General features: G+C 58.4%; 20 protein-coding genes, 1 tRNA gene and 1 other RNA gene. 1 reads left to right on the top strand and 21 read right to left on the bottom strand.

The window, feature by feature from the left end:
• Positions 1-3: 3 nt before the first annotated feature.
• From AC6I7J_RS18435 to AC6I7J_RS18530, 20 genes are all read right to left on the bottom strand, one after another.
• Positions 4-306 carry a BrnA antitoxin family protein gene (locus tag AC6I7J_RS18435; protein ID WP_058775497.1) on the bottom strand — a complete coding sequence of 101 codons (303 nt, stop codon included), beginning with the start codon at positions 304-306 and terminating at the stop codon, positions 4-6.
• Positions 287-586 carry a BrnT family toxin gene (locus tag AC6I7J_RS18440; protein ID WP_058771045.1) on the bottom strand — a complete coding sequence of 100 codons (300 nt, stop codon included), beginning with the start codon at positions 584-586 and terminating at the stop codon, positions 287-289. Before AC6I7J_RS18440 ends, AC6I7J_RS18435 begins: the two co-directional genes overlap by 20 nt.
• A gap of 223 nt (positions 587-809) precedes the next feature.
• Complete coding sequence (locus AC6I7J_RS18445) at positions 810-1,814, bottom strand: family 8 glycosyl hydrolase (protein WP_031279620.1); 1,005 nt, start codon at positions 1,812-1,814, stop codon at positions 810-812.
• A gap of 9 nt (positions 1,815-1,823) precedes the next feature.
• Entirely contained in the window at positions 1,824-2,270 is a 447-nt protein-coding gene (gene bcsD, locus AC6I7J_RS18450; RefSeq protein ID WP_058758083.1) for a cellulose biosynthesis protein BcsD, read from the bottom strand.
• On the bottom strand, positions 2,270-6,073 hold the full coding sequence (locus tag AC6I7J_RS18455) for a cellulose biosynthesis protein BcsC (protein WP_498006379.1): 3,804 nt from the start codon (positions 6,071-6,073) through the stop codon (positions 2,270-2,272). Before AC6I7J_RS18455 ends, bcsD begins: the two co-directional genes overlap by 1 nt.
• A gap of 11 nt (positions 6,074-6,084) precedes the next feature.
• Complete coding sequence (bcsB, locus tag AC6I7J_RS18460; RefSeq protein ID WP_166712363.1) at positions 6,085-8,604, bottom strand: cellulose biosynthesis cyclic di-GMP-binding regulatory protein BcsB; 2,520 nt, start codon at positions 8,602-8,604, stop codon at positions 6,085-6,087.
• Positions 8,601-10,706, bottom strand: coding sequence for a UDP-forming cellulose synthase catalytic subunit (gene bcsA / locus AC6I7J_RS18465; protein ID WP_021507015.1), 2,106 nt, complete (start codon positions 10,704-10,706; stop codon positions 8,601-8,603). Before bcsA ends, bcsB begins: the two co-directional genes overlap by 4 nt.
• A gap of 61 nt (positions 10,707-10,767) precedes the next feature.
• Positions 10,768-11,568, bottom strand: a complete 801-nt coding sequence (bcsQ, locus tag AC6I7J_RS18470) for a cellulose biosynthesis protein BcsQ (protein ID WP_349844065.1) — start codon at positions 11,566-11,568, stop codon at positions 10,768-10,770.
• The gene (bcsO, locus tag AC6I7J_RS18475; RefSeq protein WP_498006382.1) at positions 11,559-12,191 is read right to left on the bottom strand and encodes a cellulose biosynthesis protein BcsO; all 633 of its coding nucleotides are present in this window, start codon (positions 12,189-12,191) and stop codon (positions 11,559-11,561) included. Before bcsO ends, bcsQ begins: the two co-directional genes overlap by 10 nt.
• Positions 12,192-12,665: 474 nt before the next feature.
• Positions 12,666-13,676: a dipeptide ABC transporter ATP-binding subunit DppF gene (gene dppF / locus AC6I7J_RS18480; RefSeq protein ID WP_021507018.1), complete on the bottom strand. Its 1,011-nt coding sequence runs from the start codon at positions 13,674-13,676 to the stop codon at positions 12,666-12,668.
• Positions 13,666-14,652: a dipeptide ABC transporter ATP-binding protein gene (gene dppD, locus AC6I7J_RS18485; protein WP_021507019.1), complete on the bottom strand. Its 987-nt coding sequence runs from the start codon at positions 14,650-14,652 to the stop codon at positions 13,666-13,668. The genes dppF and dppD overlap by 11 nt, the downstream gene beginning before the upstream one ends.
• A gap of 12 nt (positions 14,653-14,664) precedes the next feature.
• A complete protein-coding gene (gene dppC, locus AC6I7J_RS18490; protein WP_021507020.1) occupies positions 14,665-15,567 on the bottom strand; it encodes a dipeptide ABC transporter permease DppC in 903 nt (300 codons plus the stop codon).
• A 9-nt stretch (positions 15,568-15,576) separates the two neighbouring features.
• Positions 15,577-16,596 carry a dipeptide ABC transporter permease DppB gene (dppB, locus tag AC6I7J_RS18495; protein ID WP_021507021.1) on the bottom strand — a complete coding sequence of 340 codons (1,020 nt, stop codon included), beginning with the start codon at positions 16,594-16,596 and terminating at the stop codon, positions 15,577-15,579.
• A 245-nt stretch (positions 16,597-16,841) separates the two neighbouring features.
• A complete protein-coding gene (gene dppA, locus AC6I7J_RS18500) occupies positions 16,842-18,452 on the bottom strand; it encodes a dipeptide ABC transporter periplasmic-binding protein DppA (RefSeq protein WP_058758078.1) in 1,611 nt (536 codons plus the stop codon).
• 574 nt (positions 18,453-19,026) lie between these two features.
• Positions 19,027-19,428, bottom strand: coding sequence for a hypothetical protein (locus AC6I7J_RS18505; RefSeq protein WP_498006384.1), 402 nt, complete (start codon positions 19,426-19,428; stop codon positions 19,027-19,029).
• Between the two features lie 435 nt (positions 19,429-19,863).
• Positions 19,864-19,993, bottom strand: a non-coding RNA gene (locus AC6I7J_RS18510) — RtT sRNA.
• A 38-nt stretch (positions 19,994-20,031) separates the two neighbouring features.
• Positions 20,032-20,108: transfer RNA gene (locus AC6I7J_RS18515), tRNA-Pro, on the bottom strand.
• 124 nt (positions 20,109-20,232) lie between these two features.
• Positions 20,233-21,927: a kdo(2)-lipid A phosphoethanolamine 7''-transferase gene (gene eptB / locus AC6I7J_RS18520; RefSeq protein WP_104094238.1), complete on the bottom strand. Its 1,695-nt coding sequence runs from the start codon at positions 21,925-21,927 to the stop codon at positions 20,233-20,235.
• A gap of 268 nt (positions 21,928-22,195) precedes the next feature.
• Positions 22,196-22,624, bottom strand: coding sequence for an organic hydroperoxide resistance protein (locus AC6I7J_RS18525; RefSeq protein WP_021507024.1), 429 nt, complete (start codon positions 22,622-22,624; stop codon positions 22,196-22,198).
• Between the two features lie 96 nt (positions 22,625-22,720).
• Positions 22,721-23,185 (bottom strand): MarR family winged helix-turn-helix transcriptional regulator, encoded by a 465-nt coding sequence (locus AC6I7J_RS18530; RefSeq protein WP_010616544.1) that lies wholly within the window; start codon positions 23,183-23,185, stop codon positions 22,721-22,723.
• Between the two features lie 60 nt (positions 23,186-23,245).
• On the opposite strand from AC6I7J_RS18530, the gene AC6I7J_RS18535 reads away from it, so the two are divergent.
• Positions 23,246-23,839, top strand: coding sequence for an HD domain-containing protein (locus AC6I7J_RS18535; RefSeq protein ID WP_021507025.1), 594 nt, complete (start codon positions 23,246-23,248; stop codon positions 23,837-23,839).
• A 46-nt stretch (positions 23,840-23,885) separates the two neighbouring features.
• Here AC6I7J_RS18535 and AC6I7J_RS18540 read toward each other — a convergent pair whose 3' ends face one another.
• On the bottom strand, positions 23,886-24,182 hold the full coding sequence (locus AC6I7J_RS18540; protein WP_058781651.1) for an HTH-type transcriptional regulator: 297 nt from the start codon (positions 24,180-24,182) through the stop codon (positions 23,886-23,888).
• Positions 24,183-24,228 lie beyond the last annotated feature (46 nt).

A 24,228-nucleotide genomic window follows, 5' to 3' on the forward strand; every position in this document is an offset into this window, starting at 1 on the left:
ACACTATTTACCCTGCAGTTCTCTTAGCATCGCGGCTCGCAGGATCGCGTTGAGGCGCGTCTGGTAACCTTTGCCAGGCGCCTTTAACCACTCAAGAATATCCGCATCGATTCTGATCGAAGCCTGGGTTTTTACCGGGCGGTAAAAACGCCCCCGTTCGGCAGCCTGCCAGAAACTGTCGTCTAACGGCGCAATATCATCACACTGGATGTCGCTGTCCTGTTTCCGGCTCAAAGCATCCAGCTCCGCCTGTTGCTTATCGGTGAGCGGCGGTAATTCACTGCGTTTAAACCTGACTTTGCTCATAGCGCCTCCTCTCAATACGCGTTGCATGGCGTGCGCTGATAATCCTTATTCGCTCAACATCTGTTTCGAAGCGCACCGTATGGGCCACCAGAATGACCACATGCCCCATAACATTACCAATGGTTTGCCAGCGATATTCCCCATTTTCATAACGATCCTGCACCGACAGGTGGAAAGGATCCTCAAACACGCGGGCTGCAACTTCAAAGCGGATACCATGCTTGCGGAAATTTGTTTCCGCCTTGGTGGTATCCCACTCAAACTCCGGTTCCGTTTGCATTTATCATACACTTTTGTCTATACATTTTAGCATGACAAATTGCGTGTAGTACGCGCTGATGGTGTTGATCGGGCGCAATAGCTGCGCGGTCAGTACAGGAATGAAATGAAATACAGACAGGTCTGGAATCGAGTGAAACGCTGGAACAGCGGTTTGAAGCCAGGCGGGCGGGCCTGATGGTGATCGGCCGGACGGAAGGTTGATTCCGTCCGGCACAGAGAGGCTATCGCTTCTCCTGATAAGCCAGCCAGGTCAGCAGTTGCAGGCTGGCGGAGAAATAGTTTTGCTCCGGCGCCAGGCGGTCGCTGAGGTAGCCGGTTTGGTTGAGCGTCAGGTCGCGCACCGCGGTCAGGCCACCTTCCATATTGTAAGGTGCCGGGGTATTGGCCAGCACATCAAACCACGCTGGCGTGGTGTCGCGCGCGTAGCCCTGCCAGACGCGCTGGAATGGCACCAGCCGCAGGCTTTGCGGATCGTACCACCAGATATTCAGCGGAATACGAATCGCGTCATAGCTGAAGCGGTTGGAATAGCCGACCGCCGGCGCGACAGAGCCATCGGCGTTCAGCGCCACCCAGTCCAGCGGCAGGCCGGTTTTGCCAAACTGCATGTCGCCCAGCAGCGCAAGGCCATCATCAATCAGCGTGTTCCACACGCGCAGATGGCTGTGCTGCGCAAACTCCTGCCATGCGGCGAACAGGAAATAGGAAGGGTTAAGCACCACATAGCTGGTTTTATTGAAGCCCTGCGCGCCCGGCAGCATGACCTTGCGGCCGGCGTAGTCGATCACCGTTAGCTTGATGACCGCGCGCTGAATGCGATCCGACGCCTGCTGATAATCACCGCCCCACTTCTGCGCCGCGCGCTGCAGCGCCCAGGCGATCAGCACATCCCCGTCCGAAGCATCATTTTTATCGGCGATGGGATCGGCTGCGCCCGGCGTATAGCGCCAGTAGAACAGGTCATTCTGCGGATTGCGCAGATGGGTACGCGTCCACTGCCACAGCAAATCAAAGGTGGCGCGATCGTTATACGCCACCGCCAGCAGCATGCCGTAGCCCTGGCCTTCGGTGTGGCTGACGTTGTTGTTGGCCGTATCGCTGATGCGGCCGTCGCTGCTCATAAAGCGGCTTTTGTAACTGCTCCAGCCATCGGCGGCCGCCTGAGCACTGAAAAATATCACCATGAAACACAGCATCCACTGACGCCAGAACCGCATCACTCTCATCACAGCTTCCTATTGGTATCGATAATGCAGCGTGCCGCCGTCGATTTTTTCCAGCGTCAGCGGTACCGCCGCGCTACCACCCTGCGCACGTAACCACTGCGCGTACACGCCGGCCAGCACTGCGCTCAGCGCCAGCTGCCAGCGTTCTGCATCAAGCTGGCTGTCACCCTGCGGCAGGGCATGGTGCTCAAGCATAATCGCGTTCTGCTGCGGCTGTAGCTGAACAAAGCCCCAGTTAAAGCGCGCCAGCTGGAGATTAATTTCGCGCTCCAGATCCTGCACCGTACGCGCCTCCGGCAAAGGATAGCGCGTTGCCAGCAATTCGCCCACGCCGTTGAGGAAGGCTTCCGCCTCCGCGCCAGCGTTGTCCAGCATGCTCTCAATCATCACGCTGACCAGATCAAACCAGCCCGGCTGATACGGATGGCTGATGCGTGCGCCCGGTTGCTCACTCATTAGTTGTCTCCAAACAGATAACGGAAGTACAGATTGGCTGTGCTTTCGTTGTAATCGCCAAAGGTGTCATAGCCGAGCTGGCCGCCGATGGTGACGTCTTTATTAATCTTATAATCGGCACCGGCGTGCAGGTTATAGCCGATGCCGTTTTTGCTCTCACCGCTGTAGTAGGCGCTTTTGACAAAGCCCTGATCGGCGAGGCTTTGCAGCTGGGACTGCAGCGACGGATCGTTGGGGAAATACGCGCTCTTGTCCTGGCTGTACGACTGATAGCCGACCGAACCGCCAACGTTGACTTTCAGATCATCAAACTTGCGGCTGAAGTCGACAGGGAACGACACCGCGGCATAATTCTGCGGACTGAAATAGCCGCCCTGACCGTAGCTGAAGTAACTCAGGTTTTTGGAGAAATCCATCCACGACAGGCTCATGCCGACCTTCAGCTCGCGGTCGTCGTAGTGGTAAGGCCGCACGTAAGCGCCCGCCGTGGCCTGCACGCTGTTGTTGCTCGCCACGTTCTCGCCCAGATAGCTGTAAGCGCCGCCGCCGACGTAGAAACCCGCGTCGCCGTTATCGAAGCTCAGCATGGCGTTGCCGCCGTTTTTGGTGACGCGCCCCCAGCGCTTGCCGCTGGTCTTGTCCTCCACGCCAACGTACGACAGCAGGCTGTCGGTCATGGCGCGGCGTTCACCGGTGAGGATCAGCGTCAGGAAATCGGTCAGCTTCGGCGACCACTGCACGCCGCCCACCAGCGTACTGAGATCCTGGCCGAGCGGCGTGCTGCCGAGGTCGATTTTGTAGCTGTCGCCCTTCAGCGCCATATTCAGTTCCACGCCGGTGGCCTTTTGCGAATCGGTCGACGAAGACGGCGTGTCGTCTATTTTGGCCGCGCCGGATGCCACCACATTGCCCTGCACCAGCGCGTTGCTGCCGAAGCGACGCCACGCATCACCGGCCGCACTGCCAGCGGTGAGCGACACCGGCGTCATAGTAAAGTCGAAGCGCGACTCGCCGAACGGCACGGTCGAGAAGGTCAGCGGCGCTTTGGCTTCGGTCAGCTTGCTGAGCCCCGATTCGCCGTCGCGTCCGCGCACCTGCATCTGTCCCTGCACCCAGGTGCCGGTTTTCTCCTGCAGATTGTCCATCATCTCGTCAATCTGGCGCAGCGTCTGGCTCTGCCGGACCGCCGGCGTGGTGCTCGCCAGCGTGACATCCTGCGCACTGCTGCTGGTGGCCGGCGCCGTTTGCCACGGCATCACTGTGCCATAGCTGGAAGGCGAACCGGACACCGGCGAGGTGCTGCGGTTGATAAACGGATTGTCCGCCAGCGCCAGGCCGCCGACGGTCGGCACGCTGCCGCTCTGTGCGCCCTGCAGACCAATTAGCTGACCGCGCGCGCTGCGCAGGTAGCTCATCGCCTGGCTGTGCTCGCCGTTGGATTCCGCCACGCGTGCCAGCAGTAACAGGCGATCCGGCGTCTGCTCATTGCGCAGGCCGCGGGTTAAGGTGTTCGCTTTGTCGACGTCGTTTTGCGCCAGCGCCACATCAATAGCACCGGTGCGCGCATCCTGAGTGGGCGTATCCTGCGTCAGCAGATAGTCATACACCACGCCCGCTTCTTTGTTCATCTTGCCGGACTGATACAGACGCGCCATGGCAAACATCAGATCGCGGTTCTGCGGATCGTGCTGCAGCGCACCCACCAGCTTGTCATAGGCGGCGGCGTACTGCTTCTGCTCGCGCAGGCGATCGACTTCATTGATGACATAACCGTTGCGGATGCCGGCCAGCTGCGTGGGCGTACTGCGCGCCTGCAGCTCCGGACTGCTGAGGAAGCTCTGCGCTTCGGTCGTCAGTCCCGCCTGATTCAGTACCGCCACCTGCGCGGCGTAATCACCGGCGTTGCCCTGCACGCCGCGCTGCATGTTGCCGCGCACCACCGTCACCGCCGTGGTGAGATCGCCGGCTTTGGCCAGTTTCTGCGCCAGATTACCGGCATCGACCGGATTGGCTGGCGGCGTGGCGGCCAGCGCGCGCAGCGTATTGGCCGCCGCCGCGTCAGAGCCCTGCGCCAGATAGCGATCGGCGGTGGCCATTTGCAGATTGAAATTCACGCGCTGCGCCAGTTCGCGCATCTCGCTGTTCTTGCTGCCGTTGGGAATGCGCGCCAGCAGCTGGCTGGCCTGCTGCCAGGCACCGCTCTCGCTGGCGTTGAGCGCACCGGCATACAGCTCGCTGGTGCTGGCACCGCTGCGCAGGGTCGGCTGCATGACGTTGGCGGCCAGTAAATTATCGCCCTGCGCGCGGTAGATGCGCGCCAGATCGAGTCGCAGCCAGCCGTCGCTGGGATAGCGCTGAATGGCGCTGTTCAGCGTGGCGATGGCAGCACTGCGATTGCCTGCCGCCAGCTCGCGTTTTGCCTGCGCACGCAGCGGATCGCTGCTGTTACCGCGCGGTGCCACGCTCTGGCGCACGCTGTCGGGCAATGATGCCAGCAGGGTATTGGCTTCGGCGCTGCGGTTTTGCTGGCGCAGCACGTAAAACAGCCCCTCTTTGGCGCTGCGGTTATCGGCATCGCTCTGCAGAATAGCCCGGTAGGTTTGCTCCGCCTGCTGCAGCTGATTGCTGCGGCGCAGCACATCAGCGCGGAACAGCTTCGCCGATATACCTTTTTCGCCCTCGGCCTGCGTCAGCGGCTCACTCAGCGCCAGCGCCTGCGCGCTGTCACCGTTTTTCAGCGCCTGCTGGGCATTCGCCAGCTGCGCGTAAAAGCGGGCGTCGGCCGCCTGCTGCTGACGCTGCTGGCTCTGATCGCCGCCCAGCTGTGCGGCGCGCGTCAGATAATCGGCGGCTTCGGCGTAGCGTCCGGCGCGCTGCGCCACGTAGCCCATACCGGCCAGCGCATCGGCGTCCTGCGGGTTGGCCTGCAGCACTTTTTCAAAGTTGTTCTGCGCACCGCTGACGTCGCCGCTGTTCAGCGCGCTAAAGCCCGCGCCCTTCTCCGCGCCACCGACGTTTTTGCGGTAGTAATCCACCACTGCACTGTCCTGCGGATGGCGCTGCTGCCAGGTCTGATACAGCGCGGCGTCCGACGCCTGCGGCGCCAGCCACAGCAGCGCCTGACGCAGCGAGCGATCGGCCTCTTTATTACCGTCCGCCATGCTGGCCAGCACATCAATGCCCTGGCGGCGCGTCGCTTCCTGATAGGTCAGCGCTTTGCCCAGCGCCAGCTGAGCGCCGGTATCCTGTGGATGATCAGCGGCAAACTGCCGCAGCGCCTCCACCGCCTGGGGCAGCAGCGTGCGGTCGCCGGCCATGGTCAGATAATATTCTGCCGCCACGCTGGGTGGCGGCTCGTTGCCGCTGAAGGTGTTGCGCCAGGTTTGCAGCGCGGCGGCGATGTTACCGCTGCGCGCCTGCTGACGCGCCAGCGACAGCTGCGCCTGCGGAATGCTCTGCAGCTGCCGGGCGTTGTCCAGCTCCGTCAGATGCGGATCGTTGGGCGATACCGCACTCAGGCGGGCGCGCCACTGTGCCGCATCGGCCGCGCTGCCGCTTTGCTGTGAATAGAGCGCCAGCAGATACAGCGCCTGGGTATTGTTCGGCTCCACCATCAGGATTTTTTGCAGCGAGGCTTTCGCCAGATCGTCATGCGCTTTCTGATGCCAGTAGGCCGCCTGGTCGAACAGTGCCTGTAACGCCGGATTGGTGCTCTCCGCCGCCAGCAGCGGCTGTGAGAAGGCCAGCGCGCCGCCCAGCAGCAACGCCTGACGAATACCGGCACTTATCAGCTGTTTTTTCATTATTTTTATCCTTACTTCCGGCCGGAGTGGCTATCGTCTTGCGGGTGGAGACGGCGCCACGCGTGGCGCTTCAGCATCACCCAGGCCGCACTGCCGATCAGCGCCGACAGCAGCAGCGCCGCCAGCGCCATCAGTACCGAGTGCTGGTTGGCATACCACACCACCATCATGTACCACGGCATTTCACCGCTCGGGAACTGCGGCCCGACGCGGAAGCTGCGGATACCGTTCTCATCGGTGATGATGGCGGTATCACCGCGGATGCCGGCGTTGATGCGCGCCGAATTCAAATCATCGTGCAAACGCAGCAGCTGCTGATCGCTGGTGGCGACCGTCATCACCACCAGACGATCGGCGCTCCACGGTGAGCGATAGCTGACAAAGCCGCGCCACGCTTCATTTGAGGAGAAGTAGCGATCGGCATCCAGCTGCTGGCGAGACCAGTCACCGGTCAGCCAGCCGCGCAGCTTATCGACGGTGGTCGGCTCTTTAACGCCCAGCGTGTTGCCGCTGGTCTGGTAAGCGGTGCCGGCCAGCATCTGCTGCGTGAAGGCGCTGTGCTGCATGGTGCTCACCGCCAGTACATCGCTGTGCTGCAGGCGCGTCAGATTGGTGCCGCCATTCGGCAGGCCGAACAATACCTGGTTCTGTACCAGCGGCACGCCGGTGGCGTTACCGGCGCGCGCGGCCATGTCCAGCAGCGTGGCGATCTCGGCATCACCCGGCGCCTCCGGCAGCAGCAGCGTGGTTTGCGAAAAATCCGCCAGCCGCGAGAACGGGAACGAAGCACCGACGAAGTACGACAGGTTCGGCAGCATGGTGAAGTGACGCGTGTGGCTCAGATCGATCCACGAATCCTCTTCGATACGGCTCTTGATGTTGTTGTTGAGCAGCACGCCGCACGGCGCATCCGCCTTTGGCTTGATGTTGAAGTAGAGCGCCAGCTGGTTGTCGCCGTAAATCAGGTATGGCTCCAGCTTCAGCGTGTACTGCTCCTGGCGTGCATCGCCGCCCAGCCGGTGCCAGGCGCTCTCCAGCAGCCCGACTTTATTCACCGTCAGGTTGCGCAGGAAAGTGCCGTTCAGCGTGACGTTGAGGAACGAATTGTTTTCATCGATCCAGCTTTCGGACGGGAAACGGTAGTGCAGATTGACCGGAATCGCGTCGCCGTCCCACAGGAACAGATCCGGCGCCGCGCGGAAGTTAACCCGCAGCGCATCGTGCCAGATACCGGTGGTGGTCAGGCTCTGATCTTTACGCAGCAGCTCGCTGAGACGCACCGGGCGGCTGGTGTTGATCCAGCGCGGTGCGTCGTACGGTTTGCGCGTGCCAATCGGCTGCGGCGGTACGTTCAGGCTGCTGGCATCGGTGGCCAGCGGCTGCGTGGTCAGGCGGTTGGCCGCCTGACGCAGCTGGGCATCATCCGCACCGACCACCAGCAACAGTTTGTACACCGGATTGTTAGGGTTATCGATCACCTGCAGCAGCGGACCCTTCGCCGCAGGCAGCGTCACGCTGCCGATTTTGTCACCCGGATGGCCGATCAGGATACCGTTGTGCTCGGGCAGATCGCCGCGCACCACCGGGAAACGGATGCCACGGTAATCCGACTGAATGCCGAGCCAGGAAGCCACCAGCGCGGCGGCGCTGACGCTATCCGGCGAAACGTTAGCGGCAAAACCAAAGGTCACGCTGGCGGGCGTCATGCGCTGCACATCAATAAACGGACGCGGGAAGTTGCGCAGGCTGGTGCCGATGTTGAGCTGCTGGCCTTCAAGGCTGAGCGTGGTTTTCGGCAGAATGGTGACCTGATACTGCTGCGCGCTCTCTTTTTCGCACAGCAGCTTGTCGGCATCGTTGATTTTAAAGCTGAGGTTATTACTGGAAACCACCATCGCCGCCGGAATATCCAGCTGATAGTCGCTGACATCGCTGTCGCTGGCACCCAGCGGCAGGGTGCCGAGCGGCTGGCCGTTGAGCATCAGCTGCAGCGACGTGTTGCGCGCCGCCAGCGCGGCAGAGACGCGCAGCGACAGGTTGAGCCGCGCATTAGTGATCACCTCATCGCCCGGCAGGGTAAACAGAATACCGGACTGCAGCTGGCCGCCGGTCAGGGTGATGCCGCGCGGCTGCCCCATCTGCGCCACCGAAATGGTGCTGCTCACCGGCTGGTTTAACAGCGCGCCAGCGGGATCAGCGGCAGCCGGTGCCTCCGCAGCCACCGGCGGTATGACGATGTCAGGCGCAGCCGATGCTGCTGGCGTTGCTGCCTCTGCCGGCGGTGCTGACTCTGCCGACTGTGCGGGTGCTGTATTTTCCTGCAGCGGCGCTGCATCGCCCGGCGTGTACGGCGCGTCGCCCGCGGCCTGCTTCAGCTGCGGATCGGCACTGCCATCCAGCCCCTGCGGCGGCGGTACGTCAGAGAGCGCGGCGCTGTCCTGGGTTACCGCCGGCGTCTCTGCCCAGGCAGGGGCGAGCAGCAGCGTGGTGGTCAGCGCGCTGGCCAGCAGCGTGTACGTCAATGTTTTCATGCTGCGCTGTCCTCTTTGGCCGTTGCCTGGCCATCACGCTTGCGCGCCTCACGGCGATCTTTCCAGCTCAGCCAGAACAGCTCAAAGACGGTACGGATGATGGTGCCGAGCGACACCAGCGGATTGTCCTGCTTATATTCCGGCTGGATCCACGCATCGGCCCGCGCCAGCACCACGCGCACCAGTTCACGGCGGCGCGCCAGCGGCATCGCGCCAAAGCGCAGGCGAATGGTCTCCTCATCACCGGAGATCTTGCTCACCGGAATGGTGATGGCACCCGATTTCAGCAGCAGATCGATCTCTTCGATTTCATCGTGCTCATGCCGGTTGTCCGGCGCATCCAACTGCGCGCCGCCCATCGACAGATCGCTGGTTTGCGTGCGCGAAGAGATGCCGCTGGCATAGTGAATCACCGCCGGGATCTGCACCTCGATACGAATGGTTTTACGCACCTGTTTGGTTTCACGCGCCACGGCAATCGCTGCCATCAGGATGATCAGGCTGAACACCGCCCAGCCGACGTTGAGCGCAATCACATACGGGTCCACCCCGAAGTAATCATGCGCCACGGCGCGCACCACGCCGGCCACGATGCCAATCGACAGCAGCGCGGCAACGATGACGTGAGGCCGCACGATGTGGAAGTCAAAGAAGCCCTGGTCCAGCAGGCCACCTTTATCCGTCACGTTGAATTTGCCGTGCTTTGGCGACAGCAGGGTCAGCAGCGTCGGAATCACCAGGTGGAAGCACATCACGGTTTCGTAGATTTCACCCCAGAAGGTGTAGCGGAATTTGCCGTTCATGCGCGAGTTGACGTACAGCGACATCACCAGATGCGGTAGCACGTAAGCGAAGATGAGTGACGCCGACGAGTGGATAATATTCAGGTTAAACAGCAGGTAAGCCAGCGGCGCAGTGAGGAACGCCACGCGCGGCAGGCCAAACTGGAAGTGCAGCATAGCGTTGAGGTAGCACAGCCGCTGCTGCCATTTGAGCCCACGGCCCAGCAGCGGATTGTCGACGCGGAAAATCTGCGTCATGCCGCGCGCCCAGCGGGTACGCTGAATCACGTGCAGACCCAGACGTTCGGTCGCCAGTCCCGCCGCCAGCGGAATTGCCAGAAACGCCGAACCCCAGCCGAGACGCTGCATTTTCAGCGCGGTATGCGCGTCCTCGGTGACGGTTTCCACCGCGAAGCCGCCAATCTGTTCCAGCGCGCTGCGGCGAATCACCGCACAGGAGCCGCAGAAGAACGTGGCGTTCCAGTTGTCGTTGCCCTGCTGCACCGGGCCGTAAAACAGCGAGCCCTCATTCGGGATGCTGCGCGCGGCGCGCAGGTTACGTTCGAACGGATCCGGCGAATAAAAGTAGTGCGGCGTCTGCAGCAGCGCCAGCTTCGGATCTTTCAGGAACGGACCGACGGTGGCCTGCAGGAACGTGCGCGTTGCCACGTGGTCGCAGTCAAACACGCAAATCAGCTCGCCTTTGGTGATTTTCATGGCGTGATTGAGGTTGCCGGCTTTGGCGTGGCGGTTATCGTCACGCGTGATATAGCCGACGCCAACGTCGGCGGCAAATACCGCGAACTCGCTGCGTTTGCCGTCATCCAGCAGGTAAACTTTGATCTTATCGCGCGGGTAGTCGATACACTGCGCCGCCAGCACGGTATCCCGCACCACGTCGAGGCTTTCGTTATAGGTCGGCACGTAGACATCGACCGTCGGCCACAAGCGGGTATCATCCGGCAGCGGTTCGATGGTGCGTTTTAATGGCCAGCTGGTTTGCAGGAAGCCGAGAATTAAGATCAGCCACACGTACAGCTCGGCCAGATATAAGCCGATACCGAGAATCGCTTCAATCTCGGAATTAAACTGCAGCGTCTCCGTGGTGCGCCACCAGATATATCGGGTCGACATCAGCGCGGAAAGAAAAACCATCACAATGGTTATTTTACGGCTTTTACTGAAGCCCAGTAAAAACATCATGCCAATACTGATCAAACCAAAAATATACTGTTTCTGGCTGTCCATAGGCGTGATGACGATTACCGCAGCGACCGGTGCAAGCACCAGCAGCAGCAGGTAAAACCCGAGTTTACTCATGATTCACCCTGAAGAAGCTGTGTTGTTATTATTTGAACCAGGCCGCTGGCGGCCGGGCTTGTTAATAATGACTGCGGATCGGTGCCTGAACTTCGCCGTTGCCTACGTTGATATTCAGGATATTCGCCACCCGTTTTGCCACCAGTTCAATATCAAACGCCGCTGCCGAAGCCGGGCTGAAATCATAGATTGACTGCTGCGAGGCATTGGCCTCAGCCACGCTTTCATCGCGGTGCACCACGCCAAGTAAATTATCGCCCAGCCGTTGCTGCATAAATGCGGTTACTTCACGGCTGATATTCCGGCGATTATCACTTTGGTTGAGCACGAAATAATGACCGTGCTGATTATTTAATGGCTGGCCAATCATGCGATGGTTTTCAATTTGCGGCAGCAGCGCCACCGAGGCGGTATCCGCCAGCATCACCACTAAATGCATATCGGCCAGCTCCTGCATGGCTTTCAGCGCCGGACCGGGTCCCGGCGGAAAATCCGCAATAATCACCAGACCCGGATAATTCAGGACGGTATCCAGACCGCGTTTTAAGAAATGGGCATCGTGCGCCAGGTTGTGTTCGAAGCGCTCACGCTGCGCTTCAGTCACCTCACCGTAAGGCATGACAAAGATGTTGCTGCCGGTGGTAAGGATCGACTGACTCCAGTCAGCCTGCTCTTCCGAGCGCGCCACAAAGCCGCGGCTGTCGTGCAGCGGTACGCCAAAATGCAGGCGCAGCGCATTTTGTACGTCAAAATCGATCGCCAGCACTTTGCTGCCGGCACGCGCCAGACTCCAGGCCAGGTTGGCCGCCATGGTGGTTTTTCCTACTCCCCCTTTTGGCGAGCACACACAAACTAATGGCATAGCGCGATCTTCTCCAGTAACGGTTTGAGCAGTGTTTCTTTAGATAAATGAACCGGTTCCGCCGCACGCGAGCGGAACAGTGCGCCAAAGCGCGAGGGCGTAGCAGGCTCCGGCTGCACCACGGCGGGCGCAGTGGCCGGTGCTGCGGCAGCAGGGGCGACCGCCTGTTCAGCGACCGGCGCGCTGACCGGCGGCGGTGGGAACAGTGAAGTGGCCACCTGACGTGCTACGTGCGTGGCTGCCGGTGCCAGCGACGACACGGACGCGGCAGTGGGCGCGCTGCTTGCCGGTGGAAACAGCGCGCTGCGCGGTGTTTCTGTGTCGGGTGCCGGCGCGCTGGCGGCGAGGCTCTGCAGCAGCGATGCCTTTTCACTGCGAGCGACGGACGCCGGATTAAGAGCCTGCGGCGGCGCGACAAACTCATCGCCGCGAATTGGCTGCGGCTGCGGCAGATCGACGCGCTGGCCGCTACCCAGCTCCGGCTCATCATCCGTCGCCAGCTGACGGATGATCGCCCACTGGCTGTGATCGGCTTCCAGCGATTGCCCGGACATATCCTTAAAAGCAATGTCCAGCGTTTGCGTTTTTTCCTGGAAACGCTGCAGATCGTCGTAGTTCTTCATGATCAGAGCCTGTTAAAGCGGAGGGGTAATTTCCGCGAATATAACACACACGTTAAGACACGGTGAGAGAATTCTGATTATTAAAACCGCAGATTCGACAAAAGAGTTTTATCTGAAAGATTGAAAATATACAGATGCAAAAAGCATGCACTGATTAATTGAGCAGGATTAATAAAAATCGATTAACGGAAATAGCAGCCGGAAGATAATTAAGCTAATACACTGATAATAAACAACTTACTATTGAAATGTGCAGTTATCTCTGGCCGTGACGGCGCTCACACAATGCGGCACGGATTCAGAATTTGCCTTAACCTTTTCGCTGTCGTTCAGGACCAGCGATTTAAAGATTCAGTCGCGTAATACATTTCTGGCATCACAGGCGATTAAGACACGTCAGGTTAATTTTACTGATGTATCAGGCCACCAATAACAAAGGCTCCCGCAGGAGCCTTTCGCACTGACTGGCCGTAATTACGGCGTCGCCACCGGCTGATTCTCATCCTGGTCGACGGCGAAGCAGGCGATTTGCTGCTCACCATACTGCTTCAGTTTCGGCTGCAGCTGCACGCAGGTACCGAAACGACGGCGGCAGCGTGCGTTGAACGCGCAGCCCGGCGGCGGATTCAGCGGGCTCGGCAGCTCACCGGTCAGTTTGATGCGCTCGCGGCGTTCGTCCGGATTGAGGCGTGGCGTGGCCGACAGCAGCGCCTGAGTATACGGATGGCGCGGGTTGCTGAAGATCGCCTCTTTGCTGCCCTTTTCCACACAGCGTCCGAGGTACATCACCATCACTTCGTCGGCGATGTGCTCCACCACCGACAGGTCATGCGAGATGAACACATAGGACAGGCCGAGATCCTGCTGTAAATCCATCATCAGGTTGAGCACCTGAGCGCGCACCGAGACGTCGAGCGCCGAGACCGGCTCATCGGCAATCAGCACGTCGGGATCGAGCATCAGGCCGCGCGCAATAGCGATACGCTGGCGCTGACCGCCGGAGAACATGTGCGGATAGCGATCGTAGTGCTCGGTTTTCAGGCCCACTTTGGCCATCATCTCCAGCGTTTTTTCCCGCCGTTCCGCTTTGCTCAGCGCGGTATTTATCACCAGCGGCTCTTCCAGAATCTGGCTGATTTTCTTACGCGGATTGAGCGAGCCATACGGGTTCTGGAACACAATCTGGATTTTCTGCCGGCGCAGTTTTTGCGCCTGCGGATCGTGTTTCAGCAGATCCTGCCCGTGCCAGTACAACTCGCCGGCGGTCGGCGTTTCAATCATCGTCAGCAGGCGTCCGAGTGTGGATTTACCGCAGCCGGATTCGCCCACAACCGCCAGCGTTTTGCCACGCTCGAGGTTAAAGGAGACGCCGTCCAGCGCCTTCACCAGGCGCTCCTGGCCGAACAGGCCCTTTTTCACCGGATAGTGTTTTTTCAGGTCAATCGCCTGCAGCAGGTAATCCTGCTTCGTGTTATCAAGACTCATAAGTCGGTCTCCCGGCATCATCCAGTGGGAAGTGACATTTGGACTGGCGGCCCGGAATATCGCGCAGCTCAGGTTCTTCAGTACGGCAGCGGTCGGTCACGTACGGGCAGCGCGGATTGAGCAGACAGCCGTTAGGGCGGTCATACTTGCCCGGCACCACGCCCGGTAGCGACGCCAGCCGCGCTTTGTCGGCGGCAAACTCCGGCAGCGCACGCAGCAGCGCCTGCGTATACGGGTGACGCGGCGCTTTAAAGATATCCACCGCTTTGCCGCTCTCCACCACCTGACCGGCGTACATCACGATGATGTGCTGCGCCGCTTCGGCCACCAGCGCCAGATCGTGCGTGATCAGGATCAGCGCCATGTTCTCCTGCTTCTGTAACTCCAGCAGCAGTTCGATGATTTGCGCCTGAATGGTCACGTCGAGCGCCGTGGTTGGCTCATCGGCAATCAGCAGCTTCGGCTTACAGGCAATGGCCATGGCGATCATCACGCGCTGGCTCATACCGCCGGACAGCTGATGCGGATAGACATCGAGCCGCGATGCCGGATCGGGAATGCCCACCTGCTCCAGCAGGTCGATGGCACGCTGACGCCGCGTGCGCTTGCTGCCGCCCTGATGCACTTTCAGCGCTTCCATGATCTGGTAGCCCACGGTGTAACACGGGTTGAGGCTGGTCATCGGGTCCTGAAAGATCATCGCCACTTCTGCGCCCACCAGCTGGCGGCGCTCTTTTTCGGAGATGCGCTGCAGGTCGCGCTGATTGAACTCCAGCTTCTCCGCTTTCACGCGGCCGGGATAGTCAATCAGCCCCATGATCGCCAGCGAGCTGACCGATTTACCGGAGCCGGACTCGCCGACAATCCCGACGACCTGGCCCTGTTCTACCTGGTAGCTGATGCGGTCAACCGCACGGAACGGTGCCTTTTCGTCGCCGAAATGCACCGACAGTTTTTCTACATTTAATAACGCCATCTCGGTGCCTCTTTACTGCTTGAGTTTCGGGTCGAGTGCATCACGCAAACCATCGCCCATGAGGTTAAAGGCCAGAACCGTCAGCAGGATGACCACTCCGGGGAAGGTCACGACCCACCAGGCACTCTGCGCATACTGCAACACGTCGGAGAGCATGGTGCCCCACTCCGGCGTCGGCGGCTGCGCCCCCATACCGAGAAAGCCCAACGCGGCCATATCCAGGATGGCGTTGGAGAAACCTAACGACGCCTGCACGATCAGCGGTGCCAGGCAGTTAGGCAGAATATTGATGAACATCTGGCGCAGCGTACCGGCACCGGCCACGCTGGAGGCGGTTACGTAGTCGCGATTGACTTCCACCAGCACCGCTGCGCGCGTCAGGCGAATGTAGTGCGGCAGCGCGACGAAGGTGATCGCCAGCGAGGCGTTGACAATCGACGGGCCAAAGATGGCCACCAGCACCAGCGCCAGCAGCAGGCTTGGCAGCGCCAGCATGATATCGACGAGGCGCATGATCACTGCATCCACCACGCCGCCGAGATAACCGGCCATCAGACCGAAAATCACCCCCAGAATCAGCGACAGCACGACCACCATGCAGCCCACCAGCAGCGACAGGCGCGCACCAAACATCAGGCGCGACAGGATGTCACGGCCGACGTCATCGGTGCCGAGAATAAATTTCCAGCTGCCGCCTTCCTGCCACACCGGCGGGTGCAACAGCGCATCGCGGAACTGCTCAGCCGGGGCATGCGGTGCCAGCACATCGGCGAAGATGGCGATCAGCAGCATCAGAATGATGTAAACCAGGCCGATAACCGCGCCTTTGTTACGTTTAAAATAGTGCCAGAATTCCTGAATCGGGGTCATCGGCTTCGGTGCAGCGGTGACGCTTGCGGGATCAACAGCAGACATGATTCCCCCTTATTTCTTATGACGGATGCGCGGATTCACCACGCCGTACAACAGATCAACCAGCAGGTTGACCAGAATGATCAGGATTGCCACCAGCAGCACGCCGCCCTGCACCACCGGATAATCACGGCGCTGCAGTGCTTCGATCAGCCAGCGGCCGAGTCCCGGCCAGGAGAAGATGGTTTCGGTGAGGATGGCGCCCGCCAGCAGCGTGCCCACCTGCAGACCGATCACCGTGACCACCGGCAGCATGGCGTTACGCAGCGCATGCACCACGATCACGCGCATGCGCGTCAGGCCTTTGGCGCGCGCGGTACGGATGTAATCTTCACCCAGCACTTCCAGCATTGAGGAGCGCGTCATACGCACAATCACCGCCAGCGGAATGGTGCCCAGCACGATGGCCGGCAGGATCATGTGCATCACCGCATCTTTGAAATCACCCTCTTCGCCCCACAGCAGCGTATCAATCAGCATAAAGCCGGTGAGCGGATGGCTGTCGTCAAGGAAGATGGTGTCGCTGACGCGGCCGGAGACCGGCGTCAGGTTGAGCTGCACCGACACCAGCATGATCAGCATGATGCCCCACCAGAAGATCGGCATTGAGTAGCCGGTCAGCGAGATGCCCACTGCGGTGTGATCAAAAATTGAGCCGCGTTTCACCGCCGCCAGCACGCCGACCGGAATACCCACGGCAACGGCGAAGATCATGGCGCAGATGCCCAGCTCAAGCGTGGCTTTAAAGCGCGGCACGAACTCATCCCACACCGGGATGCGGCTTTTCAGCGAGATGCCGAGGTCGCCATGCAGCACGCCGTTGATGTAAGTGATGTACTGTTTCCACATCGGCTGATCGAGACCAAACTGGGCCATCAGCTGCGCATGACGTTCGGGGGAGATGCCGCGTTCACCGGCCATGATCAGCACCGGGTCGCCGGGGATCAGGTGAACGAAGGCAAAGGTCAATAATGTAATACCGATGAACGTCGGGATGACAAGGCCCAGACGTCGGAGTATGAATTGCAGCATAAGCCGGATTCTCAGTCATTTTCCGTGGCGCTAACGCCATGGACTACATTGCTCACAATCCGCAGCCGGCATAGCCGGACGCGACGCAAGAAGCGCTTCAAAATCCCCGTCATACTTCACGCTGCATCAGCGCAAGGTATTGAGGGTTTATAAGAAATTAGCCGGAAATAAAGTGCGGAGTACGGGCGGCGAAGGTGCCGCCCGAGGGCCAGCATGGCTGGCCCTGACCGCGATAATCCGAAAGGTTATTCCTGGATGTCGACGTTTTCGAAGTGATGTTTACCTAATGGATCAACCACATAGCCACTCACTTTCTTGCTCACTGGCTCGTACACGGTTGAGTGCGCGATGATCAGTGCTGGCGCCTGGTCGTGCATCACCACCTGCGCCTGCTTGTAGAGCTCAATACGTTTGTTGTGATCGGCTTCAGCACGCGCTGGCTGAATCAGATCTTCAAACGGCTTGTAGCACCAGCGTGAGTAGTTGGAACCGTCTTTCGCTGCCGCGCAGCTGAACAGGGTGGCGAAGAAGTTATCCGGATCCCCGTTATCACCGGTCCAGCCCATCATCACGGTCTGGTGTTCACCGGCTTTAGCACGCTTCAGGTACTCGCCCCACTCGAAAGTAACGATTTTGGCTTTCACGCCGATTTTCGCCCAGTCAGCCTGAACCATTTCCGCCATACGACGGGCATTCGGGTTGTACGGACGCTGTACCGGCATCGCCCACAGGTCAATGCTGAAGCCATCCGGCATGCCCGCTTCTTTCAGCAGCTCTTTGGCTTTGGCCGGATCGTAAGCGTAGTCTTTGACGTCATTGTTATAGCCCCACATGGTTGGTGGGATCAGGTTTTTCGCTGCCTGACCGGCGCCCTGATAGACCGCATCAATGATCGCTTGCTTGTTCACCGCCATGGTCAGTGCCTGACGCACTTTGACGTTATCCAGCGGTTTTTTCTCGGTGTTGAAAGACAGGTAACCGACGTTCAGCCCTGGCTGTTCCATCAGGTTGATTTTGGTGTCTTTCTTCATGCTGGCGATATCAGCCGGGTTGGGATACGGCATCACCTGACACTCGCCTTTCTGCAGTTTGGCGTAGCGCACCGAAGCATCTGGCGTGATGGAGAATACCAGACGATCGATTTTTGGCTTGGTGCCCCAGAAGTCCGGGTTGGCTTTGTACAGAATACGTGAGTCTTTCTGGTACTGCTGCAGCACGAACGGACCGGTACCCACCGGGTTGAGGTCCAGTTTTTCTGGCGTGCCGGCTTTCAGCATGTTGTCGGCGTACTCTTTCGACAGGATTGACGCGAAGTCCATGCCAAGGTCGGCGAGGAACGGCGCTTCCGGACGGGTCAGCGTGAAGCGTACGGTGTAGTCATCCACTTTTTCGATTTTGGCGATCAGCTTCGGCATGTCCATGCCTTCGAAGTATTCGTAACTGCCGCCGGAGACACCGTGGTACTTGTTGTTTTTATCGAGCTGGCGCTCGAAGGAGAACACGACGTCATCAGCGTTGAAGGTGCGGGTCGGCTTGAAGTCTTTGGTGGTTTGCCACTTCACGCCCTGACGCAGATGGAAGGTATAGGTTTTACCATCTTCGCTGACGTCCCATTTTTCTGCCAGGCCCGGCTGCAGCTCAGTGGTACCGGTTTTGAACTCAACCAGACGGTTGTAGATCGGTACTGAGCTGGCATCGTAAGTGGTGCCGGATGTGAACAGCTGCGGGTTGAAGCCTTCCGGCGAACCTTCTGAACAGTAAACGAGGGTTTTCGCCTGAACGCCCGCGGCCACGGTCATAGCAATCAGGCTAAGACCGACCTTCAGCATCCTGGATTTGGCCAGGGAGTTGATCATGTTTTGCTCCATTGTGATGTGATGTTGTGTGCGTCGCCCGACCTCTGATTTTTTTATGCGGTTCGGGCAGGTCAGTTATGTAATGACCAAAATGCGAGCGGTTATTGTTGTAGCGCTGACGCCGTGGAACCTGCCAGCGCTGGCCGTCTCTGCATCTTATTGACGCATCAATTTGTCAACAGTTGCAATGAACGTCAATACAACGTGGGGTTATTTACACAGAGTGTGAGTAAGTGCAAGCAACGATAAAAAACAGTGTTTGCACGCTAAGCCAAAATTTAAAAAGGTGATAAAGCGCGCAATGCCGTGTGATTCTCTGGCAATAGCGCCTGATGACAGTGATTATCACCGTTAAAAAACGTCTTAAAGTTGTCGGTAAATGTTGAATATCTGAACGATTCCCCGTGCGTTATGACGTTCAGGCAGCGAAATATGCTGGCGTAATGGCATAAGAAATCAGCAAAAAGCAAAAGCCGGTCATAAGCAGAATGTGTCGCGAATTAAGAGGGGTGCTTTGATGCAGCAAGGGATGAAGAGCGGTGTTGAAGGATAATACGGTTTATCCCGGTGATGATTAATGGAACGCGTAAATTGATGACTTTGCTTGATGGCTGCGAGAATGTGAGTCTGGTTCAGGGAAGGTCATCAGATCGCTATGGATGATCGGCGTGGGTTCCGGCGTGGCCGTCCGGTCGCCATGAATGGCGCCCCTACAGGGAATGTGCTGCTGAATGATGGACGTAAATTCCGGCGCGGCCATCCGGTCGCCATGAATGGCGCCCCTGCAGGGAATATGCTGCTGAATGATGGACGTAAATTCCGGCGCGGCCATCCGGTCGCCATGAATGGCGCCCCTGCAGGGAATGTGCATCTGGATGATGGACGTAAATTCCGGCGCGGCCGTCCGGTCGCCATGAATGGCGCCCCTACAGGGAATGTGCTGCTGAATGATGGACGTAAATTCCGGCGCGGCCATCCGGTCGCCATGAATGGCGCCCCTGCAGGGAATGTGCTGCTGAATGATGGGCGTGGATTCTGGCGCGGCCCTCCGGTCGCCATGAATGGCGCCCCTACAGGGAATGTGCTGATAAATGATGGATGTGGATTCCGGCTTGGCCGTCCGGTCGCCATGAATGGTGCCCCTACAGGATTATGCACTTTTGTAGGGTGCGTATTTATACGCACCTGGGGGATGTGCACGGCAGCCAGTAAACCTTCGGCCATCACCGAAGCCGGATAAAGGGTGGAATGCGGGGCCGTGGAGTAAAGCGTCACACGCCAGGGATGGCGTGTGCCGAGCGATCAGGGACGAGACAGCGTCTTTACGGAGCGGTCGCGTATTTCACCCTGAAACTGCAAAAACGACAGACGAAAAAAAACCTGCTTTTTGCAAAGCAGGTTTCTTAAATGATGGTCGGCGAGAGAAGATTACGCTTCTCTGCGAGAAGCGCCCTGGGGGCCGTTGCTGACGCAACGTTGTCTCGCTGCGCTCGGCTCAAACCTCCTTCGGAGGTTCTCATCCTCTATTTGCTACAGACGAAAAAAAACCTGCTTTTTGCAAAGCAGGTTTCTTGAATGATGGTCGGCGAGAGAGGATTCGAACCTCCGACCCACTGGTCCCAAACCAGTTGCGCTACCAAGCTGCGCTACTCGCCGATGGGGGCGAATATTACTGCCGTGACTTTAGAGCGTCAATCCCTTTTCCCGAAAATCCGCCTGATTGCCTGGAAAGCAAGCAGTGCCTTAAACACCTGCCTGCTCAATAAGTTCCAGGCACGAATTACAGCGCTTTCGCACTGCTGGCAGTGGCAGGTGCCTGGCACCAGTTATTCGCTGCTTTAATACCGCCATCCGGCGAGGTATAACCCAGACACCCTAAAATGGTGTCGAACAGCTCAACATGACGATGGGTTTTGCCGACGCGCTGCTGCGCCTGTAACCGCTCAAAGTTGCTGCGGTTAGTCGGGTCCTGCAGATACTTATCGGACGCCCAGACAATCATCGGCACGCGGAACTGCTCCGGCGGCGCCATCTCGCGCGGTGTACCGTGCAGGTGCATATTTTCGCTGATCGACTCACCGTGGTCCGCGGCATAAAACACAATCGCCTTCTTATCACGCAGCTGATCCAGCACACTGTCCAGCATAGTATCAACATACAGAATCGAGTTGTCGTAGGCGTTAATCAGCTGGGCTTTGCTGCACTTATCGTCCACGCCGATACACTCAGGCTGATAGCGGGCAAACTCGCGCGGATAACGCTGCGAATAGAGATAGTGTGAACCTTTCGTGTGCAACACCACCAGATGCTTGCCTTTCGGGAAGCGCTGCAGTGAAGCCTGCAGCTCCGGCACCAGCAGCATATCGTCCACCGCTTTGCCCTGATTGCGCTTCTCAGAACCAATCTGCTCGCGGAACGAGAAGTTATTCACATCGGCGTTATCGTAGAACCACACTTCGCTCTGCATGGCGAACAGCTCGGAGGTGAAGCCCAGCTCTTTCATCACCGCAAAAATGTTCTGCTCTTTCAGCGTACGGCCAGGGTTATCCATGGTGCCGCCCTCGCGCACAAACATGCAGCGCAGCGACAGCTTGGTGGCGGTATCACAGGATTCACCGCGGAATGCCACCAGATTCTTCTCTTTCGACAGCTTCGGCGTGGTATCGCGGTTATAGCCCAGCATGCCCATGTGATCCCAGCGCGTGGTCTCGCCAATCACAAACACTACATAGGTATCGTCAATGCCAGGCGGCGCCACATAGGTAAACTTCTTAGCCGGATCGAGCAACTCCTGGCTGTCCAGCTTCTCGTCCACCTTAGTCCAGGCGAACAGGCCCAGCGCCGCGATCCAGTTCGAAGGCAGATAAGAGTGCGCCACTACGCCGCCATAGCTTGGCAGATCGATATTGGTGAGCTCTTCATTGGCTTTTTGCAGCTTGTCGAAGTAGCGAATCGGCAGCCATACCAGCGCCACGCTTAGCAGCAGGATCACTGTAGGTTTCAGGCGCTGACCGGGGGTTTTCAGCTGTTCAATCAGCGTCAGGCTCAGGTTATTGCGCCAGATCAGCAGCAGCGGCAGTGCGCTCACCAGCACCATCCACAACACAAAGTGCAGCCCGATAACCTCTTTAGAGAGATCGACATCGGTGGTCATGACCGACGCCACGATGCCGTAACCGATCACCACGTTAAAGAACGCCATGTAATAGGCGGCGGCAACCGAAATCACCACCAGCAGGCTGGCGATGACGCGATAAAACCATTTGCCACCCAGCGACAGCAGTCGCATCAGGAAGAAGGTCAGCAGTACGGCAGCGGTCACTTCCGCCGCGGCGGATAACCAGTTGGTGACGGTGGATTTCGTTAAGAAGCCGTCAAAACGGCGATAAAAGATTGGCAAATTCAATAAGATGCCAAGATAGAGCGCCAGCAAAAGCGACAACTTTTGCTGCGTTAAACTTTTAATGTAATTCATATAAATTTCTGTTCCCGACCTGGTGTCGATGCTTCAACCGTAAATGTGACTGTGCAAAGAGCGTAAGGTTCGCTTGCGTAGCAGAAAAGCGTGACCTGGCGAGTAGGATCGGGACGAATCTGAACCCAAATAATTACGATGATGCACGGAGCGCAGCAGTAGAACATTTAACCAATGGTAAGACCAGAAAATTCTTTAGTTCGATGGGATGCGGGATGTTGTTCGTGACAAAAAAGGCTCCCGCAGGAGCCTTTATCCATGCATCAACTTAGTTGATGATATTCAGCGTCACGTCGATGTTGCCGCGCGTCGCGTTTGAGTACGGACAAACAATGTGTGCCGCATCAACCAGCTTCTGCGCTTCCGCCGCGTCCATCTCTGGCAGATGGATATTCAGTTTTGCTTCAATGCCAAAACCGGTGGGGATAGGACCAATCCCCACTTCGCCCTCAATCCACGCGTCTTTTGGCATGGCGATTTTGTCGCGGCCGGCAACAAATTTCATCGCGCCGAGGAAGCAGGCAGAGTAGCCGGCAGCAAACAGCTGCTCCGGGTTCGTCACCTCGCCGCCCGCGCCGCCCATCTCTTTTGGCACGCCCAGCTTCACGTCCAGCACGTTATCAGACGAGGTGGCGCGGCCATCGCGGCCACCGGTTGCTTTGGCTTTGGCGGTGTAAATCACTTTTTCTAAAGACATCATAACCTCACTATTCGCTATATAATCGCGTGCTATTTATAAGGCACAGGGGAAAACTTCACTGTCAGGATGCCGCCGCAGCGACATCCCTGATGCTCAGGTGGCGCGATTCAGGTTGCCGCGCAGATCGTCCAGCTGCTGTTTCAGCGCCGCCATGGTGTCGGTATCGCAGGCGGTCGCGCACTGGACCGCTTCCGGAATGCTGGCGGCTTTTTCCTGCAGCGCGCGTCCCTGGTCGGTCAGCGTGACCACGACCTGGCGCTCATCCTGACGCGAACGCTGGCGGCGCAGCAAACCAGCGCTCTCCAGTCGTTTCAGCAGTGGCGTCAGGGTGGCCGAATCGAGAAACAGCTTTTCACCAATCTCCGATACCGTCAGATCATCCTGATGCCACAGCACCAGCATCACCAGATATTGCGGATAGGTGATCTCCAGCGCCGCCAGTAGCTGGCGATAGACTTTATGCATCGCCAGGTTCGCCGAATAGAGCGCGAAACACAGATGCTGATCAAGCTGGAGTGGCGCAGGCTTCACTTTTTTGTCATCTTGATTACTGTTCATGCGACTCAATATAGATAGCGCGCTAGATAATTGCAAGCAACTTTTTCCTGGAGTGTGAAGATGCGTGATTCACTGGAAGAGCAGGCGCGCCGTTATGCCACTCAGGCACATGCCGATGCGGGCCAGCGTCGCAAATACACCGACGAACCCTATATTGTGCATCCGGCTGCCGTCGCGGAGCTGGTGCGCAGCGTAAGCGATGACGAAGCGATGATCGCTGCCGCCTGGCTGCACGACACGGTGGAGGACACCGCCAGTACCTTACAGGATATTGAAGAACACTTTGGTGCGCGCGTTGCACACCTGGTGGACATGCTTACCGACAGCGCCCAGCCGCAGGCGAAAAATCGTACCGCCCGGAAGCTGGCACACTTTCGCCACACTGCCGAAGCCTCGCCCGAGGCGCAAACCATCAAGCTGGCCGATATCATCGATAACACCCGTGCCATCGTGCAGTTCGACCCCAACTTTGCCCGGGTTTACCTGGTTGAGAAACAGATTCAGATTCAGCTGTTACAGCAGGGCGATCGGCGTTTATGGCAGCAGGCGAATCACATCATTGAACAGGGCATCGCGCAGCTGGCAAAACCGCCGTACAGCGTGCCGGAGAGCTGGTTTGTCAAACAGGCGGCGAAATACGGTGGCTTAAGCTGAAAAAAACCCGCCGTGCAGGCGGGTCACAGAGAACCGATAGTCGGCGTTATTCCAGCAGCTGTCGGCCCAGATACGGATTGGCCTGCAGCAGTTTCATCAGTTTGCGAGCCGTGGCGGATGGGCGCGTACGTTGCGCTTCCCAGCTTTTTACTGACGAGACGCTCACCCCCATCACGCGGGCGAATTCATCCACCTGCATGCCGGTCATCTCGCGTAAACGCTGCGGTTCGGGAACGGAAACGGTATTGAGTGCAATTTCTGATACGGGAGTCTTTGCATCACGTGTCAAAACAATTTGCTCAAGACTGCTGAGTAATTCGACCATTGGATCTTTTATTTCCATAGAGAACTCCTTAAAACTCACTATGAAGCACGTGAAAGTAGAGAGG

This window comes from Type-C symbiont of Plautia stali, assembly GCF_059730935.1.

Bases quoted from the DNA above. Each gene is read 5' to 3' on its own strand.
- AC6I7J_RS18435 (WP_058775497.1), bottom strand. From the start codon at position 306: ATGAGCAAAGTCAGGTTTAAACGCAGTGAATTACCGCCGCTCACCGAT.
- AC6I7J_RS18440 (WP_058771045.1), bottom strand. From the start codon at position 586: ATGCAAACGGAACCGGAGTTTGAGTGGGATACCACCAAGGCGGAAACA.
- AC6I7J_RS18445 (WP_031279620.1), bottom strand. From the start codon at position 1,814: ATGAGAGTGATGCGGTTCTGGCGTCAGTGGATGCTGTGTTTCATGGTG.
- bcsD (WP_058758083.1), bottom strand. From the start codon at position 2,270: ATGAGTGAGCAACCGGGCGCACGCATCAGCCATCCGTATCAGCCGGGC.
- AC6I7J_RS18455 (WP_498006379.1), bottom strand. From the start codon at position 6,073: ATGAAAAAACAGCTGATAAGTGCCGGTATTCGTCAGGCGTTGCTGCTG.
- bcsB (WP_166712363.1), bottom strand. From the start codon at position 8,604: ATGAAAACATTGACGTACACGCTGCTGGCCAGCGCGCTGACCACCACG.
- bcsA (WP_021507015.1), bottom strand. From the start codon at position 10,706: ATGAGTAAACTCGGGTTTTACCTGCTGCTGCTGGTGCTTGCACCGGTC.
- bcsQ (WP_349844065.1), bottom strand. From the start codon at position 11,568: ATGCCATTAGTTTGTGTGTGCTCGCCAAAAGGGGGAGTAGGAAAAACC.
- bcsO (WP_498006382.1), bottom strand. From the start codon at position 12,191: ATGAAGAACTACGACGATCTGCAGCGTTTCCAGGAAAAAACGCAAACG.
- dppF (WP_021507018.1), bottom strand. From the start codon at position 13,676: ATGAGTCTTGATAACACGAAGCAGGATTACCTGCTGCAGGCGATTGAC.
- dppD (WP_021507019.1), bottom strand. From the start codon at position 14,652: ATGGCGTTATTAAATGTAGAAAAACTGTCGGTGCATTTCGGCGACGAA.
- dppC (WP_021507020.1), bottom strand. From the start codon at position 15,567: ATGTCTGCTGTTGATCCCGCAAGCGTCACCGCTGCACCGAAGCCGATG.
- dppB (WP_021507021.1), bottom strand. From the start codon at position 16,596: ATGCTGCAATTCATACTCCGACGTCTGGGCCTTGTCATCCCGACGTTC.
- dppA (WP_058758078.1), bottom strand. From the start codon at position 18,452: ATGATCAACTCCCTGGCCAAATCCAGGATGCTGAAGGTCGGTCTTAGC.
- AC6I7J_RS18505 (WP_498006384.1), bottom strand. From the start codon at position 19,428: ATGGCCGCGCCGGAATTTACGTCCATCATTCAGCAGCACATTCCCTGT.
- eptB (WP_104094238.1), bottom strand. From the start codon at position 21,927: ATGAATTACATTAAAAGTTTAACGCAGCAAAAGTTGTCGCTTTTGCTG.
- AC6I7J_RS18525 (WP_021507024.1), bottom strand. From the start codon at position 22,624: ATGTCTTTAGAAAAAGTGATTTACACCGCCAAAGCCAAAGCAACCGGT.
- AC6I7J_RS18530 (WP_010616544.1), bottom strand. From the start codon at position 23,185: ATGAACAGTAATCAAGATGACAAAAAAGTGAAGCCTGCGCCACTCCAG.
- AC6I7J_RS18535 (WP_021507025.1), top strand. From the start codon at position 23,246: ATGCGTGATTCACTGGAAGAGCAGGCGCGCCGTTATGCCACTCAGGCA.
- AC6I7J_RS18540 (WP_058781651.1), bottom strand. From the start codon at position 24,182: ATGGAAATAAAAGATCCAATGGTCGAATTACTCAGCAGTCTTGAGCAA.